Genomic DNA, 16,077 nt, shown 5'->3' with positions numbered 1-16,077 from the left:
TTCCCTGCGGGGTCTCACCTGTATCGCTTTCCCGCAGGAGTCTTCGCTAATTCCACATCTACAAATATAGCTATACAAGATTTTTATAATAAATTTACATCTATTTTTACTTTTTCAATACCTTTCTACGTTCCTTCAGGCATTCTATTATTGTATTAACAATAAACGTAAAATCTTCTTCAAGCTTAACGGATAAGCTGTCCCATATTTATTTCAAATCAATTTCATAGTTTAATTTATAATTCTTATTCAAAAAGGCTGGACAATCCCATTCACAGACAAGGTCTTTAGCCAAGGAAACCAGCCAGTCCTTCGTTATATGGTGCTTTACTCCATCTACAGTGATAAATACTTCACCATCCGTTACATAGAAAACCTCCTGTTCTTCCAGATGCCACATTCCTTTATCCTGTTCACCTACCCAAGGTTCCCACGTTTTCACGCCTAATTGCTGTGCTTCTTCGGCTGTAATTTTTTTCGCAAAAAACAATATCATCACCTCACTTTCTTATAGGTAATTATGGAAAAAGACGTTCTACAAACGTACTGTCTCAACATTTATCTCTTTTAACTGTTTGAATTCCTTTTTTATAAAGTAAATAGCAATAAGAACTCCAGGAATTTCTGAAGCAGGACCTGAGTACCATATACCTTCTACACCCCAGATTTTCGGAAAGATAAACATAAACGGGAACGTGAACAACAGCGTTTTACTTACATTTATAAATGTTGCTCTCCAGTTTCTCTCCTGTGCTTCGTAATAGCCTGAGATAAGTAAACTAACAGCATTTAATGTAAACATGCAATTAAATACGATTGTCGTCCAGATGCCGAGCTGCTGTAATTCCGGATCGCCGCCCGAGAAAAATGACACAATGGGACTTGCAAAAATGATGAGTATAGCTGTTATCACTGCAAAGAAGGCTAATGTAAAAACGAGCCCCATCTTAATTGCATCTCTAACACGATCATAATTGCCAGCACCGTAATTATAACTAATGATAGGTTGAAGTCCTGTCATCCCACCGAGTGCTGCTAAGGCAAGCAGATTTGTAATGTAACCGTTTTGAATAGTGAAAGCAGCAACATGCAGGCCACCACCGTAACGTTGCAGTAAATTATTGAAGAAAATGATGGAAAAAAACATCATCAACTGACCTGAGAAAGAGGCAAATCCCGTCCAAGCAACTTCACCGATTGTCTTGATGTTAATCATAATATCTTTGATTTTTGGTTTAAGTTTTGTTTTGCCAAACCAGAAATACAACATCAATAAAACAGGTATAGATTGCGAGATTGTATTGGCCCATGAGGAACCCATCATCCCCATATCAAACTTTGTTACCATAATCCATTCTGTAATCCCTCCAACAGTGGCACCAACAAGCCAACTGTTCATGGATAAAATAGGTTTTTCATCAATATTAGTTAAAATACTTAAAACAACGGCCAATATCGTTAATGGCAAGGAAATCCATAAAAGATGGCTGTATTGCACCGCATATGGAAGTACTTCCTGACTTGCCCCAAACAATGTCATTATTTGATTTTCAAAGATCAATCCCAGTCCAGCTATCAATACGGAGATGAAAAGTGTAAACCATAAAGTTTGTCCCATTATTGCTCTAGCTTCTTCAAGCTTTCCCTGTCCAAGTCGAAGGGAAATGACTGCTCCAGCACCCACTCCAAAAAGAACACCAAGCATACGAGTAATAACCATAACTGTAAATCCTATTCCAATTCCTTCAATTTCTAAAACTTGAAAGCCACTAACGAAATAGCCATCGATTACAGCTACAACCCCTAGAATCACGTTAGCCATAATTCCTGCTAAAGCAAATCGCAAATATAGTAATGGAATACTTTTGGTTCCCAGCATTGAATCATTCGCAGTCTTCATTAATACTTCTGACTGTTCATGTTCTCTCTCAGGTGAAGGATGTTTTTTCGCTATTCCCATAGGCATATCCCCCCTATTAATAATTTACGAGCAAGTTAAGCCAATTAATTTGCATACCAACCTACAGGTTTGACATGCTGATGAATATTGATTTGCTTCATTTCCATAAAATGTTCCAGTCCAGCAGAACCTAATGATCTGCCGATTCCACTTTGCTTATACCCTCCCCAAGGGCTATCAACATAGGCAAGGTGATAACTATTAATCCAAGTAATTCCTGCTCGTAATTTACTAACAATACGTTTTGCTCGATCCATATCTTCAGTAAATACTGCACCTGCTAATCCATAGATGGAGTCATTTGCCTTCTGAATGGCATCTTCCTCATCTTTAAACTTCTGTACGACAAGGACTGGACCAAAAATCTCTTCCTTAACAATACGCATATCCTCATTTACATCAGCAAAGATTGTTGGTGCAACGAAAAACCCTCGCTCTAGCCCATTTTCTGTTAAGCGCTTTCCTCCGCACACTAATCTTGCGCCTTCTTCAATCCCACTTTTAATATAACTTAAGACTTCATTCATATGAAACTCGTTTGTAAGCGCTCCCATTTCACTGTTCTCGCTTTCCCCGTTACCCACTACAATTTTGTTTGCGCGCTCCGCCAGCCTTTCCACAAACTTATCGTAAATAGGCTCTTGTACTAGTAAACGAGATGCAGCTGAACAAACTTGACCGGCATTATGGAAAATACCAAACATCGCATTTTCTACAGCGGCTTCAAAATCCACATCGTCGAACATAATAAGTGGAGATTTACCACCCAATTCAAGCGTTATTTTCTTCATATTGCTTGTAGCTGCATGCATAATACTTTGACCTGTTTTTGTTCCCCCAGTAAAGGAAACCTTGTCAACATCAAGGCTCTCAGCAAGCTCGTTCCCAACTTTTGACCCTGGTCCCAAAACCAAGTTCGCCACTCCAGCGGGAATTCCTACCTCTTCAATAATCTCAAATAATTTGAAGGCGCTTACAGGTGTTAACTCAGAAGGCTTAAGTACAATCGTATTCCCTGCTGCAAGTGCCGGAGCAATTTGCCAAGCAGCCATCATTAGAGGGAAGTTCCAAGGTACAATCAAACCACAAACACCAATCGGTTCATGAATAATGATTGTTTCAGAAGAATCAGCACGAATGTACGATTCCTTTTTTAATTCTTTAACCTGATCAGCGTAATAACGGAAGGTTTGTATTGCTACAGGAATATCCGCAGTAGTAGTAGCTCGAATAACCTTTCCATTATTCAACGTTTCCAAAAAGGCTAATTCAGTTGCCTTTTCTTCAAGTCGGTCTGCTATCTTATAAAGGTAAGCTGCTCTTTCTTCAGCCGATAAATTTGACCAGATACCGCTGTCAAATGCTTTACGAGCGGCCTTGATTGCCTTCTTTGCATCATCCACTGAACCGTCAGCGGTTGATGCAATTACCTCTCCGTTTGCAGGATTTATAATATTTTTTCTTTCTCCAGATAACGCTTCTACCCATTCCCCATCAATGTACATGTTAATTTTCATGAATATCTCTCCTTTAACCAATCATATCGAGCATTTTGAAACTAATATGCGCTAGATTTACCAGTAGTGTTTTTTGATTATAGAGAGGGAATGATTTGAGACGTTCTTTTTCAAATCGGAATCCGCCCGCATCTCCCGTAATAATCCATTGAGCTAATAACTTACCGAATAAAGTCGAGAGAGAAGCACCATGGCCAGAATAACCTGTTGCAAAATATGCACCTTCTTTGGATTTACCTATTAACGGGAATGTATCAACTGTAACCCCGATAAATCCACCCCAACGATAATCTATTTTGCTTCCGGCCAGTTTTGGCATTATTTTAACCATGGCATCATAAACACTTTGATACACTTCTTCCCCTAAGTTAGGACGTATATCACCACCGCCGAAAACAATCCGATTATCTGGTGTACGTCGGAAATAGTAAAGGAAATGGCTTGTATCGAACACCATACGATCTTTAGGAATGACGGCATCTACAACTGATTCTGGAAGCTGTTCAGTAGCAATAATACGAGCCGAAATTGGCAGTACTCCTTTGTTTAACTCACTAATGATTTTTCCAGAGTAGCCATCTGTAGCCACAATAATATCTCTCGCAGTAACAGTCCCTTTTTCTGTTACAACTTTCACGTTGTTTTTGCCATACTCAATAGATAATGCTTTCGAATGCTCAAATATTTGTGCACCAACTGATTTAGCGGCTTCTCCCAGACCAATTGCATAGTTCAGCGGATGGAATGAGTAACTCGAATTGTCTACTAAGCAGCCATGATAAAGCGGAGAATCAATCTCTTGATGCAGCTGATTTTTATCAAGTACGGTTGATTCGTACCCGAAATGTTTGTTTAAGTATTCGCTTTCATTTTTCAATTCTTCAAAATGCTTAGGTTTGTAAGCGGTTACAATATGACCCGTTCTTCTAAAGTCACAGTTAATTTGATGCTCTTCAATAATGTCTTTAACCAGTTGAACACTACGTAAAGAAAGATCATTAAGCTGTCTCGCTTCTTCAGGCCCATACTTTTTGGCAAGCTCTTGCATCGTTGGCTTATAACCTGGCAATACCATCCCACCATTGCGACCGCTGGCACCATATCCAATCGTTTCTTGTTCAAGTACTACGGCACTTCTCCCTAATTTTTGTAAATGATACGCAGAAGAAAGACCTGTGAAACCTGCACCAATAATGACAACATCTGCCTCTAAATTTCCTTCAAGGGGCTTTCCTTTTGTATAGCAGTTTGCAGTCGCTTTCCATAATGAAAGAGTATCCATTCGATCCATTTTTTTCATCGCTTATTCCTTCTCCTTTCGTGACATGTATGTTACAATACTGTCAAAATTATTCTGACTATTCAAACTACTTGTCATTATCATATGATTTGGAGCTACCTCCACGTCAATAGTTTTTTGAAAGCTTTTTGGATTTATTTTCATAAAAAAGTGGAGTAACTCCACTTTTTCTATAGGGGGAACATCTATGAAAATCGGTACATTTGCAAAGCTTTTTCATGTTACAACCGATACTGTTCGTTATTACATCGAATTGGGCTTATTGCTTCCGGACAAAAAAAACACTCAGTATCAAATGAACCAATCGTGCCACGATGACATGGCTTTTATCACCAAATTAAAAAAATTCCACTTTTCACTTCAAGAAGTACAAGAAATTCTAACGTATCAGCGTGTTACAAATTTCTCGGACCATGAAGATATCAACTACTACAACAACTTGCTCATTGAAAAAAAGAAACAGCTAATCAAGAAAAAGGATGAAATATCAAAGGCAATCCAATTGATTGAAAAAGCGATTCAATCCAGCTCTCTTACATCCAAAGAGGGAAATTTTACAGGAGTCCCGCTTTCCTTCGTAAATCTTCTCTATTGTCCAAAGTGCCACATCCTGCTTGAAATGAAAGATGTGACGATAAAAAATAATTACATTCAAAAAGGTGGGTTAACTTGTACTTGTGGGTACGAGGCAGCTATTGAGGAAGGGATTATCATCACCACTAACTTATATGAGACATCTCCATATCCTTCTTATTTTTACGATATAGAAACGATTAAAGAGATGAATCACAGTATGATTAATTTATTTGAAAAAGGTAACTTTTGGTTTCAAAAAGTTCTGCAAAGTATAGATTTAAAAAACAAATTAATTGTGGAAACAAATATAGATGCATTTGTGACACTTCCTAAATATATCGATACTCTTGATATGAGCGCATCCTATGTATTCAGCGGCTACTCACTTGCAATGCTCAAAAAGGTTAGAAAAAGAATTGAGGGTAAAAATCCTAAGCTAAATGTACTTTATATTTTGAATACGGATCTAAACCTGCCATTGAAACCTTTTAGCATCGATGTATTTGTGGACAGTTACACAACAAATGATTTCTCACTACTCAACCCACAGTTTCCCATAAATATTCTAAAAAACTATTTTCATAATGATTCAATAATTGTTGGTGGGTACTCTTATTATGACAACTGGTCCAAATCCTTGATAAACATTTCTTCCTTATATCCGAATTCACATCAACACACTTTATATCCAAAATACATAGACGAGAATTTATCAGTTAACGGATTTCAAATATCACAAAGCGAAAATATCGGTTACTGTACAGATCCGGGACCTTTTTTTGATTATCATGTGAAAAATGATAAATTCCACATGTCAATGTATTTAGCCAGTACTTCAAGCTAGAATATAAAAAAGGCGTTCCTAAAAGGACTAGCTTACGGATAGGACCGCCTTTTCATGATAGCGCTTACATATTTCTTTAAAAAATAAAAAAAAAACAAAAAGGCCTGAAAAACTTTTCAAGCCTTGAGTCAGTTGGTATCCTGTTAAATTTTAGAATTGAGAATGAATGAAGTTATTTGGTAATAAGTATTTCCTTCAAAAATTAAATCAGGATTTATTTTATAATCTCTATAAAATGTTTTAATATCCTAGCTGTTAATCCCCAAATTGTATGCTTCTCATAATCAAAAAACCATTCTTCCATTGCACGTGATCTCCATTGATACTGAGAGCCGTTCGCAATTTTTTCAAAAGGAAAATCTGGTGAAGGTTCTGGTTCAAAGGATACTAAATGCATATACGGCTTGTAATCCAATAGCCATTTGATTGGTACCGTAAATACCTCTTCAACTTCTTCTGTGTTGTAAGAATGAATAATTTGATCATAATCAATGGTTGCTACAAAAGGGAATACGACAAATGATGGAGAAGCAATGTAAGGACTTAATTGTCCTATAAGATTAACAGTGGTTGGGTCGACTCCTAATTCTTCATTTGTTTCTCGTAAAGCTGCAGAAAATGGTGATTGATCAGTTGAGTCGATTCTTCCACCAGGAAAACTAATATCACCTGGCTGTTTTCTCATCGTGTATGAACGTACTTCGAAAAGGATATGCCATTCTCCGTGTACTTGAACTAAAGGGATCAAAACGGCTGAACGAAAAGCTGTTTCCTCCCCTATAAATAGTGGTTGATTTTGATTTAATTGTTGCTTCAGTTTATCTAAGAACATGAAATTTCGCTCACCTCAAAGTTTAGGTTGTTATTTATCGTATCACTAAAAGTTAAATGGATAAAGTATATCAGAATCCTTTGGTTTCATAATTTATTCGACTTGCATGCAGAAATACACTAGGGTTTATTCCTTTATCTATCGAATATTAATTTCCCATAAAAATAACAGCCTGATTCATTACTTAATCAGACTGTTTCGTTTATAAATATCCAACTCCAACTCCAACTCCAACTTACTTATGATACGGTTCACTGAAATATATCTAAATGAGGTTTATATAGTAAGCAAATATTTTCTCATACCAGTAACTATCAACGTATTTCCTTGCTTCAGTAATTCGCTTCTTCGTGGCACATCTATATGAATTTTTTCTATTTTCGAATCGCTGCTTTTTCTCTGAAATCAATGAATAGAACTAACTTAATCCTTAAAATAAACACTTAGAATTCCATTTGATCATACGACTCTTTTGAAATTTCTATTACTTGCATTCTCCAAAACCTATTTATATTTCCCTAGTTTCTTCCCTTAGCCATACTCTCTCTTCTTCATTTAAATAAGGAGCTAGCTTTGTGTATACCTCTTGATGATAATTGTTTAACCATTGCTTTTCACTTTCTGTTAACATATCTTTATTGATACCGGCTAAATCAATTGGGCAATACGTAATAGAATCAAACTTCATAAATTGACCAAACTCTGTTTTCTCGTCTTCAACTACGAACAACATATTTTCAATTCTAATTCCATATTTACCTTCAAGGTATATTCCCGGTTCATTCGTAATAATCATGCCTTTTTCTAATATAACATTATTATTATCATTCCTTATGCTTTGTGGTCCTTCATGAACATTTAAGAAAAAACCTACCCCATGTCCAGTCCCGCATTTATAGTCCAAACCATACTGCCAAATTGGTTGTCTTGCTAAAACATCTAAGTTAGAACCTGTTGCTCCATATAAATATTTTACTGAGCTTAATGCAATAAATCCTTTTAACACCAAAGTAAAATCTCTTTTTTGTTCATCGGTAAGTTTTCCTAAAACAATCGTTCTTGTAATATCTGTTGTTCCATCATAATACTGACCGCCCGAATCAATTAGAAAAAGACCTTCATTCTTAAGAGTATATTGCGTTTCTTTATTGGCTTTATAATGCATCATCGCAGCATGTTCTTTATAACCTGCTATCGTATCAAAGCTAGGTCCAACATATCCTTCCTGTCCCCTTCTGAAATCCTCTAATCTTTCTTCTGCAGTAATCTCAGTGATTTCTTCTTTATCTACAAAGTCTTTTAGCCATTTTATAAATTTCACCACGGCTAAACCATCTTTTATTTCACACGATTTTAAATTTTTTATCTCAACTTCATTTTTAACAGCTTTTAAATTAGTCGTAATGTCAGGATTTTCAATTTTCTCAGTATTACTGTTAATGGCATTATATAATCTAATATTTGTTTTATTCGTATCAAAAATAATGGCATCGCTGCTTGAAAGATTCCCCAGGAAATTTTGTATTTCATGATTCGCTTTTAACTCGATTCCTTCAGCCTCCAGTTCTAATTTTACCAAAGGGGGAACCTTGCAAGAATCAATAAATAAATAACATTTATGTTCTGCTACGATTACATTAGCTATTACAACTGGATTGTTAGGCACATCGGCTCCTCTTATATTCAAAAGCCATGCAACGTCATCAAGGGAGGTTAAAATATAATAATTTGCTCCTTTATTTTTCATTTCTTTTCTTACTTCATTTAATTTTTCTACTCGTGATTTGCCTGCATATTTTACGTCATGAGTAAAAATTGTTCCTATAGGAATCTCCGGTCTACCTTCCCAAAGATCACCAATTAAATCTTGATTCATTTTTAATTCGATTCTCTTTGCTTTTAGATCTTTTTCCATCTTTTTAACCATATTAATTGAAAAAACATTTCCGTCAAAGCCTACAATGCTTCCTTCTTTAAGAACATTTGCTAGCCATTCTGGATAAGACGGTACCCCTGGATCCATCATTCTAAATAATCTGATTCCTGAGCTCTCAAGCTGCTTTTCAGCTTGAATATAGTACCTACCATCTGTCCATAACCCCGCATCATCTAATGTAATAACTACAGTACCTGCTGACCCTGTAAATCCTGATATCCATTGTCTACATTTCCAATGTTCTGCTACATATTCACTCAAATGTGAATCATAACTCGGAATTATATAAGCATCCATTTGATTTTCTTTCATTAGCTGTCTTAACTTTTCGACTCTATCTCTGATATTCATTACTAATACCTCCATTTTCCTTAAGACTAATTTCTTTATTTTCACGATCATAAAGCCATGCAGCTAGTACTATACTAATTATTCCGGCTGTAAGCTTTGATATGATAAACCCTACTAACATTTCTGGGGCTACTCCTGACACAAATCCAAATTGACCACCAAATACAAATGCTCCACTTACCCCAAAGGCAGTACATACCACTTTTCCTTTAGGATTCATTTCCTTATATGTTCCAAATACCAACAAATTACTAGCCAAATTCCCTAGAATTCCTGCTACTGACACTGAATTAATTCCAAATTTATCCCCTATTTTTTCAAACCTATTTTTAAAAATTCGATTAATAAGTGCTAGCATAGGATATGCCCCAGCTAAAACAAATGCGATCTTGCCTACTATAACAGTAGATTCAGATAGTGGTGCTAATCCTGAGACAAGCCTTACACCAAATATCACATCTATTCCTTGTAAAAGTAATCCAACAGTACTCAAGCTTATGATAAGCTTTCCAAATACATTAAAAGCTTTTATAAAAACATGAGGAGCTTTTAATAATCCTGCCCCTAAAATAATGGTAAAAACAAATATAGGTACTAGATTCCATACTAATATATTGATATTTATTTTTTGCCATAAGCCTGCTGCAAGACATCCTATTGGTATAGTAATAATTCCAACCAACACACCCTTAGAAAAGTATTTTTCATCCTCTTTAGAAAGCATCCCTAACGCTACGGGTATTGAAAAACTGATTGTGGCTCCTAATGTAGATGCGATGATAATTCCTGAGAATTCCCCCATTTCCTTTGTCAAGGCTAGCTCATTAGCCATTTGATAGCCCCCCATATCTAAAGCTAAAAATGCTGCAGGAACGATAGAAGGATCTAGATGAAAAACTCTACAGATTGGAATAATCACAGCCGATAAAAAATTTGTAAATATAGGGGCTAAAGAAAGTATTCCTATCATGCCAAGCCCTAAAGCCCCCATGGTCTTTATACCTTCTTCAAATTTCTCCCCCAGTTTCAAATGATTTCCGGTAATATAATCAATAGCTCCAATTACAAAAAAAGAACCGATTAGATATAATACAAATTTATCCATTGTTATTATCACTTTCTATTAACTTTATATAATGTCTCTACTAATCAGCATGTGTAGTATGAAAACTACTATTGTAGATATAATTAGGTGTATTAACAGCTATAAGCTTGACCTTTTTGTTCGTATAATTAGCCCAATTATGGGCAATATTTGAGTCCATATGAACACTATCACCAGGATATACTTCATGCCTCGTATCATTTATGTAAACTGTTAATATACCTTCTAAAACATAAATGAACTCTTCTCCCTCATGCTTATAGGATAATATTTCTTCATCTTTCTTTTGAGGAAGAATTTCTATTAGCCTTGGAACAAGTTGTTTATTTTCCAAATCTGAACTTAAACTATACTTAATAAAACCACCTTCTACTAAATCCATTATTTCTTGTTCATAACTTCTTAAAACCATATCTTTCCTTTTATATGGATAATCAAAAAAATGTGTTAAATGTACTTCCAAAATATCAGCCAGTTTTTCAAGTGAATCGACTGCTATGGTCGTAAGCCCTCTTTCTAATTGAGACAGAAATCCAACAGATAGTTCACTTTTTTCACTTAACTCTTTCAAAGTAATTCCTTTTTCAGTCCTCAATTTCTTTATTTCCATTCCTATATTCATCACGTCACCCCGAATTTCATTTTTGTGAATAATATAATATATATTAGAGTAATACGCAATATATTATGAAATTATTTCATGGATATGAAATTCATTTAATGAACATTATCATATATTCACTCAAGAACAGTCCGTAGAATTACACAATCTGGTATAAAAAAGATGCAGGATCTATTAGATCCTGCGCCTAGATTGTTAAATAATAAAATACGAAAAAGAGCTATCTTATTTTGCCTTACTCAACTAAAGCGCCAATAACTCGAAGGAGAATATCTCGTAATATTCTATTTAATAGTTTTATATGGTATATTTGGTAAAAGAGGTGAAGTTTATGAAAAGGAATATGATTATATCAATACTAATCGTTTGTTCTAGTATTATTATTTATTTTATTCTTGCAGGTAACGGTTTAACTAATTTCGATTCTTTTGGATTAATCATAATCTCTTTGCTCGCTTTCATTATCAGCCTATTAATGGATATTAGAAATAAAATAGATAAACAAAATAAAAGACAGGTACGTTCTAGATAGTTTGGTTTACCATTAAATAAAGGCTCTGTAAAATGATATTCTTGTTTTGTTTAATGAATCTACTTGAGCGAGGCTACAACTCCTGTGGGAAAGCGAGAGCCCGACAAGCCCCGCAAATGAGTTGAAATTTTTTTTGCCCTTTAAAGACTTACTCTTGCTACTTATGATACGGTTCACCGTAACCTCTCTCTATAACTTCAAATTAAAAAAGAACCTTTAATCTGAAGATAGATCAAAGGTTCTTTGTTTTATTTTTATTGATAATTTATATACTAGTCTTCACTTAGACGAAGTGACTTCGCTGTTGAAGCATGAAGTTCGTTGAAAAGCTCTGGGTTTTCGACTAGTTTCTTGCCATAAGAAGGAATGATTTCTTTGATTTTTGGTTCCCATTCTTTCATATGTTGAGGGAAACATTTGTTAATTACATCAAGCATAACTGGAACAGCAGTAGATGCACCAGGAGATGCACCTAGTAGTGCAGCAACTGAACCCTCAGCACCAGTAATAACTTCCGTACCGAATTGAAGTGTACCTTTGCCGCCTGCCTCAGTATCTTTAATAACTTGTACACGTTGGCCAGCTACTACGATATCCCAATCTTCACTTTTAGCATTTGGAACGAAATCACGTAACTCTTCAATACGTTGTTCTTTCGATAACATAAGCTGTTGAACTAAGTATTTTGTTAAATCCATGTTTTTGGCACCTGCCGCTAACATTGTGAAGACATTATTCGGTTTTACAGAACCGATTAAGTCCATGTTTGAACCAGTTTTTAAGAATTTAGGTGAGAACCCTGCAAATGGTCCAAATAGTAATGATTTTTTGTTATCAATATAGCGTGTATCAAGGTGTGGTACAGACATTGGAGGCGCACCAACTGCAGCTTTACCGTATACTTTTGCATGGTGTTGCTCTACAATTTCAGGGTTTTTACATACTAGGAATAAACCGCTTACTGGGAAACCACCAACATGTTTACTTTCAGGAATACCTGTTTTTTGTAGGATTGGTAGACTTCCACCACCTGCACCGATAAAGACAAATTTCGCGCTATGGCGTTCAACTTGACCGTTAGCGTTGATTACTTTTACATCCCATGAGCCATCGCTATTGCGTTTCATATCTTTTACTTGATGGTTGTAGTTAATTTCAACATCTTGATTTTTTAAGTTATCAAATAAAATACGAGTTAAAGCACCGAAGTTAACGTCCGTACCAGAGTCGATTTTAGTTGCTGCAATCGGTTCGTTTGATGTACGGCCATCCATAATAATTGGAATCCACTCTTTTAGTGTGTTTGCATCATCAGAGTATTCCATACCTTGGAATAGATGATTTTTTGAAAGCGCTTCAAAACGTTTTTTCAAGAACTCTACATTTTTTGCCCCTTGAACTAAACTCATATGAGGTAGTGGCATGATAAAGTCTTGTGGATTGCTAATTTTTTTATTATCTACAAGATAAGACCAAAATTGTCGTGAAACTTGGAATTGTTCATTAACATTAACCGCTTTACTAATTTCGATAACGCCATTTTTTTCACTAGTATAGTTAAGTTCACACAATGCAGAGTGCCCTGTTCCTGCATTATTCCATTCGTTAGAACTTTCTTCACCTGGTTTATCTAGTTTCTCAAATACTTTAATGTTCCATTCCGGTACTAATTCTTTCAGGAGTGTTCCCAAAGTCGCACTCATGATTCCGGCACCAATTAAGATAACATCTGATTTAGTTTGTTTGTTACTCATTTTTACCTTCCTTACATGCTAAGATTTGCAGAAAGGATGTAGGCGCTCTTGCCTAGGCGTCACAGCAAGCCAAGGCGCAACCTAGTTACACACCTTTTCTGTATCAATTATAACCTTTACATAGTGTATCACATTTATTTATAGATTAAAATATACACTCTAATATACATTAAAAGATGGTAAAAAGCGAGAAATCAGTCCATAAGGCCCTAAAAACATGAAAAAACCAAGGCATTTCTCCACCTTCCACCCACTATATATCCGTTTATAAAATAGTTGGATACTCCGATAGCAACACTAATTCAAAATACTTTAGAACTTTTCAGTCCCAAAAGCTCATCACGCTACACTCTAATTATGGTCCTTAGCGCTGTTTATTATAACAATATGGATATCTTCTCTAATAATCCAACCTTCAGATTGCAAAGTGATTCATGCAACTTATTTGTACTAGAACAGTTAATAATAAATTTCTGCATTAACACACAAATATGCCCTTTTACGATTAAATTCAATTTTTCCACAAGTTTTACTTTTTAACGAATCTTGTTAAAAAAATCAAATATTCTCTAGTTAATAACCTTGTTAGCTTTGAATCCGCCTAATCTATGGTTAATATGCGTGAGATAGTTTAAACTCAACACGTTCGAGAAAATACACAGCAAGAGTTAGGGGACGTTAGAGATGACACAATCAAACAACATCAAAATTGTAACAGCAGATCCATCTGGTATTGGTTTATTTGGTTTAGCAATCGTTACACTAGTTGCTTCATCAGTAAAACTTGGTTGGACAGAAGGATTAGGTCTAGTAATTCCGTGGGCCATCTTTTTAGGGGGTATCGCACAATTTTATGCATCAATTTTAGATTCAAAACATAATAATGTTTTTGGCATGTCAGCATTCGGCGCATATGGCCTTTTTTGGATGGGAGTAGCAACAACTTGGTTTATCCAATTGGGTGCCTTTGGTGAAGCACTAAAGAACAGTGCGGATGTTCATCAATTAGGAATTGTTTATTTAGGTTATCTAGGCTTTTCGGTTTTCATGACAATTGGCGCATTGGAGACAAACAAAGTATTATTTGGAATCTTCTTCTTAATAGACCTACTATTTATCGGTTTAGGATTAAGCACTCTTGGTATTATGGAATATGGAATGCATCTACTAGCAGCATACTCTGAGCTAGCAATTGGTCTTCTTTCTCTATACGGAGCAGGCGCTAACGTGTTAAACAAACACTTTGGTTTTGAATTTCTGCCAATCGGTAAACCATTTGGTCTTATTAAGCCACGTGAAAAGAAGACTGCTACACAATTAAGTACTGAAAACTAATAAAAAAGCTACGCCTTTGAGCAAGATATTCTCTCAAAGGCCGTAGCTTTTTCTTTATATCTCTTTTAAACTACACTGCTGTGAACTTCAAGCAGCTACGCAATAAAACCGTTGGCTTTCTACAAATCAGACCACTAAGATTTAACTGTTTGCTATTATTATTTAAAACAATGCCTTCTTATTCAAGAAATGTTGGAAAACTTATATGGTTTTCCATTATAAATCATCAATTAGAGGGTGGTTTTATTTACATAATATTAGATAACTCTATTTTTATTTGTTCGCGAAATGCTGAATCTTTTAAAAATTTTAGTTGAAAGCTATTTATATTTCTAGAAAGTTTTATTTGCTCTAGTAAAGTTAAATTATTAGCAAAAAATGCTATTTCAGTTTTATTTCCTTCTTTATCGGTTGCATACATGCCAATTGTAATGATAAATGCCGTAGAGCCGCCTTTTTGTCCTGCGTGAATAAGCCATTCCTTATTCTTTGGGTGTTTCATTAATTGCTCCATAACAGGATCCAGATATTTATACACATTTTCATTAAAATAAGTTTTACTATTTAATTTGTCCATGATTGATACATAGTCTTTTGTAGTAGATCGAGGTAAACGATCCGACCAAATTTTTTGAAAATCCATATTTAAGTTTGTTTTTAATTTTTTCTTTTCTTCTTCAGAGAGAGGTTGATTTAACCATTTATTATGGATATCAATCGCTCTTTTTCGATACTCAGACATATCCATTTTCTTTAGGACTTCTAGAGTTTCTTGTTGTGATAGATTTTTTTCATACATTAATTGAACAGGTATGTATAATGCACTTGTAGTTGGATATATAGGGTCATGATTTGAAATACCTAAACTCTTTGGTGCATGATTGATATTTTGAAGTCCAAGTATTTCATGTAAGTATTCTGTATTTGCGTTAGAGCTATATACAATCATTCCTTTTACTATCTCATATAAAGGTACGCTAACAATGTCTTGATTTTTTTTCAATTGAGCAAGCCATTCCTTATGGGACCCGCCATCTGTTTTCGGAATATAGAACTTATCCAAATCTGTTAATTCCACATTTTTATTTGGGTTAATTTTTCCTTCAGCTGCTTGTTGTGCATATTCAATTGCTAATATAATTTTTACAGTACTTGCTAAAGGTAGTAGCTGATTTTCATTAATATTTAGCCAATTTTGATTGTTGTGTTTTATAGATATTGAAACGTTTCCACTTTCAACCTTTTCCTTTATAAAATGAAGGATATAGTTAGGATTTAATTTTCTCTTTTTCCTCAGACGTATCAAAACTCCAGTTGCTATTATTAGAAGTAACAAAACTACAATACTTCCAATAATCCATGACATATTTTGCAATTTATTAATTCTCTCCTTATGTATAGTTGTAATCGTTA

The 16,077-nt window shown here is 35.1% G+C and carries 12 protein-coding genes; 2 read left to right on the top strand and 10 right to left on the bottom strand.

Going from position 1 to position 16,077, the window contains the following annotated elements; translation table 11 throughout:
• Nucleotides 1-208 precede the first annotated feature (208 nt).
• Genes Q8X41_RS20320 through Q8X41_RS20305 form a run of 4 tightly spaced genes read right to left on the bottom strand, consistent with a single transcriptional unit; the run spans nucleotide 209 to nucleotide 4,777 of the window.
• Complete coding sequence (locus Q8X41_RS20320; RefSeq protein ID WP_397538069.1) at nucleotides 209-490, bottom strand: cupin domain-containing protein; 282 nt, start codon at nucleotides 488-490, stop codon at nucleotides 209-211.
• A 45-nt stretch (nucleotides 491-535) separates the two neighbouring features.
• Nucleotides 536-1,960, bottom strand: coding sequence for an MATE family efflux transporter (locus Q8X41_RS20315; RefSeq protein WP_397538068.1), 1,425 nt, complete (start codon nucleotides 1,958-1,960; stop codon nucleotides 536-538).
• A 44-nt stretch (nucleotides 1,961-2,004) separates the two neighbouring features.
• The gene (locus Q8X41_RS20310) at nucleotides 2,005-3,477 is read right to left on the bottom strand and encodes an aldehyde dehydrogenase family protein (RefSeq protein WP_397538067.1); all 1,473 of its coding nucleotides are present in this window, start codon (nucleotides 3,475-3,477) and stop codon (nucleotides 2,005-2,007) included.
• Between the two features lie 13 nt (nucleotides 3,478-3,490).
• A complete protein-coding gene (locus Q8X41_RS20305) occupies nucleotides 3,491-4,777 on the bottom strand; it encodes an NAD(P)/FAD-dependent oxidoreductase (RefSeq protein ID WP_397538066.1) in 1,287 nt (428 codons plus the stop codon).
• 187 nt (nucleotides 4,778-4,964) lie between these two features.
• Between Q8X41_RS20305 and Q8X41_RS20300 the strand changes: the two genes are divergently transcribed.
• A complete protein-coding gene (locus Q8X41_RS20300; RefSeq protein WP_397538065.1) occupies nucleotides 4,965-6,197 on the top strand; it encodes a MerR family transcriptional regulator in 1,233 nt (410 codons plus the stop codon).
• Between the two features lie 214 nt (nucleotides 6,198-6,411).
• Here the strand turns inward: Q8X41_RS20300 and Q8X41_RS20295 are convergent, their stop codons facing one another.
• From Q8X41_RS20295 to Q8X41_RS20275, 5 genes are all read right to left on the bottom strand, one after another.
• Nucleotides 6,412-7,029: an NUDIX hydrolase gene (locus Q8X41_RS20295; protein WP_397538064.1), complete on the bottom strand. Its 618-nt coding sequence runs from the start codon at nucleotides 7,027-7,029 to the stop codon at nucleotides 6,412-6,414.
• A gap of 508 nt (nucleotides 7,030-7,537) precedes the next feature.
• Complete coding sequence (locus tag Q8X41_RS20290) at nucleotides 7,538-9,316, bottom strand: aminopeptidase P family protein (protein WP_397538063.1); 1,779 nt, start codon at nucleotides 9,314-9,316, stop codon at nucleotides 7,538-7,540.
• A complete protein-coding gene (eutH, locus tag Q8X41_RS20285; protein ID WP_397538062.1) occupies nucleotides 9,300-10,421 on the bottom strand; it encodes an ethanolamine utilization protein EutH in 1,122 nt (373 codons plus the stop codon). Before eutH ends, Q8X41_RS20290 begins: the two co-directional genes overlap by 17 nt.
• 40 nt (nucleotides 10,422-10,461) lie before the next feature.
• Nucleotides 10,462-11,043 carry a helix-turn-helix domain-containing protein gene (locus Q8X41_RS20280; protein WP_397538061.1) on the bottom strand — a complete coding sequence of 194 codons (582 nt, stop codon included), beginning with the start codon at nucleotides 11,041-11,043 and terminating at the stop codon, nucleotides 10,462-10,464.
• An 804-nt stretch (nucleotides 11,044-11,847) separates the two neighbouring features.
• Complete coding sequence (locus tag Q8X41_RS20275) at nucleotides 11,848-13,329, bottom strand: malate:quinone oxidoreductase (RefSeq protein WP_397538060.1); 1,482 nt, start codon at nucleotides 13,327-13,329, stop codon at nucleotides 11,848-11,850.
• 684 nt (nucleotides 13,330-14,013) lie between these two features.
• On the opposite strand from Q8X41_RS20275, the gene Q8X41_RS20270 reads away from it, so the two are divergent.
• The gene (locus Q8X41_RS20270) at nucleotides 14,014-14,664 is read left to right on the top strand and encodes an acetate uptake transporter (protein ID WP_397538059.1); all 651 of its coding nucleotides are present in this window, start codon (nucleotides 14,014-14,016) and stop codon (nucleotides 14,662-14,664) included.
• Nucleotides 14,665-14,911: 247 nt separating this feature from the next.
• On the opposite strand, the gene Q8X41_RS20265 is transcribed toward Q8X41_RS20270, so the two are convergent.
• Nucleotides 14,912-16,030 (bottom strand): serine hydrolase, encoded by a 1,119-nt coding sequence (locus Q8X41_RS20265; RefSeq protein WP_397540313.1) that lies wholly within the window; start codon nucleotides 16,028-16,030, stop codon nucleotides 14,912-14,914.
• Nucleotides 16,031-16,077 lie beyond the last annotated feature (47 nt).

It is taken from the genome of Rummeliibacillus pycnus, from assembly GCF_044359855.1.
Taxonomy (GTDB): domain Bacteria; phylum Bacillota; class Bacilli; order Bacillales_A; family Planococcaceae; genus Rummeliibacillus; species Rummeliibacillus pycnus_A.
The sequence above is the reverse complement of the archived record's forward strand: the minus strand, read 5'-3'. Positions and strand labels throughout refer to the sequence as shown.

Coding starts and splice junctions, on each gene's coding strand:
- Q8X41_RS20270 (WP_397538059.1), top strand. CDS start 14,014: ATGACACAATCAAACAACATCAAAATTGTAACAGCAGATCCATCTGGT.
- Q8X41_RS20280 (WP_397538061.1), bottom strand. CDS start 11,043: ATGAATATAGGAATGGAAATAAAGAAATTGAGGACTGAAAAAGGAATT.
- Q8X41_RS20290 (WP_397538063.1), bottom strand. CDS start 9,316: ATGAATATCAGAGATAGAGTCGAAAAGTTAAGACAGCTAATGAAAGAA.
- Q8X41_RS20295 (WP_397538064.1), bottom strand. CDS start 7,029: ATGTTCTTAGATAAACTGAAGCAACAATTAAATCAAAATCAACCACTA.
- Q8X41_RS20315 (WP_397538068.1), bottom strand. CDS start 1,960: ATGGGAATAGCGAAAAAACATCCTTCACCTGAGAGAGAACATGAACAG.
- Q8X41_RS20275 (WP_397538060.1), bottom strand. CDS start 13,329: ATGAGTAACAAACAAACTAAATCAGATGTTATCTTAATTGGTGCCGGA.
- Q8X41_RS20265 (WP_397540313.1), bottom strand. CDS start 16,030: ATGTCATGGATTATTGGAAGTATTGTAGTTTTGTTACTTCTAATAATA.
- Q8X41_RS20305 (WP_397538066.1), bottom strand. CDS start 4,777: ATGAAAAAAATGGATCGAATGGATACTCTTTCATTATGGAAAGCGACT.
- Q8X41_RS20310 (WP_397538067.1), bottom strand. CDS start 3,477: ATGAAAATTAACATGTACATTGATGGGGAATGGGTAGAAGCGTTATCT.
- eutH (WP_397538062.1), bottom strand. CDS start 10,421: ATGGATAAATTTGTATTATATCTAATCGGTTCTTTTTTTGTAATTGGA.
- Q8X41_RS20300 (WP_397538065.1), top strand. CDS start 4,965: ATGAAAATCGGTACATTTGCAAAGCTTTTTCATGTTACAACCGATACT.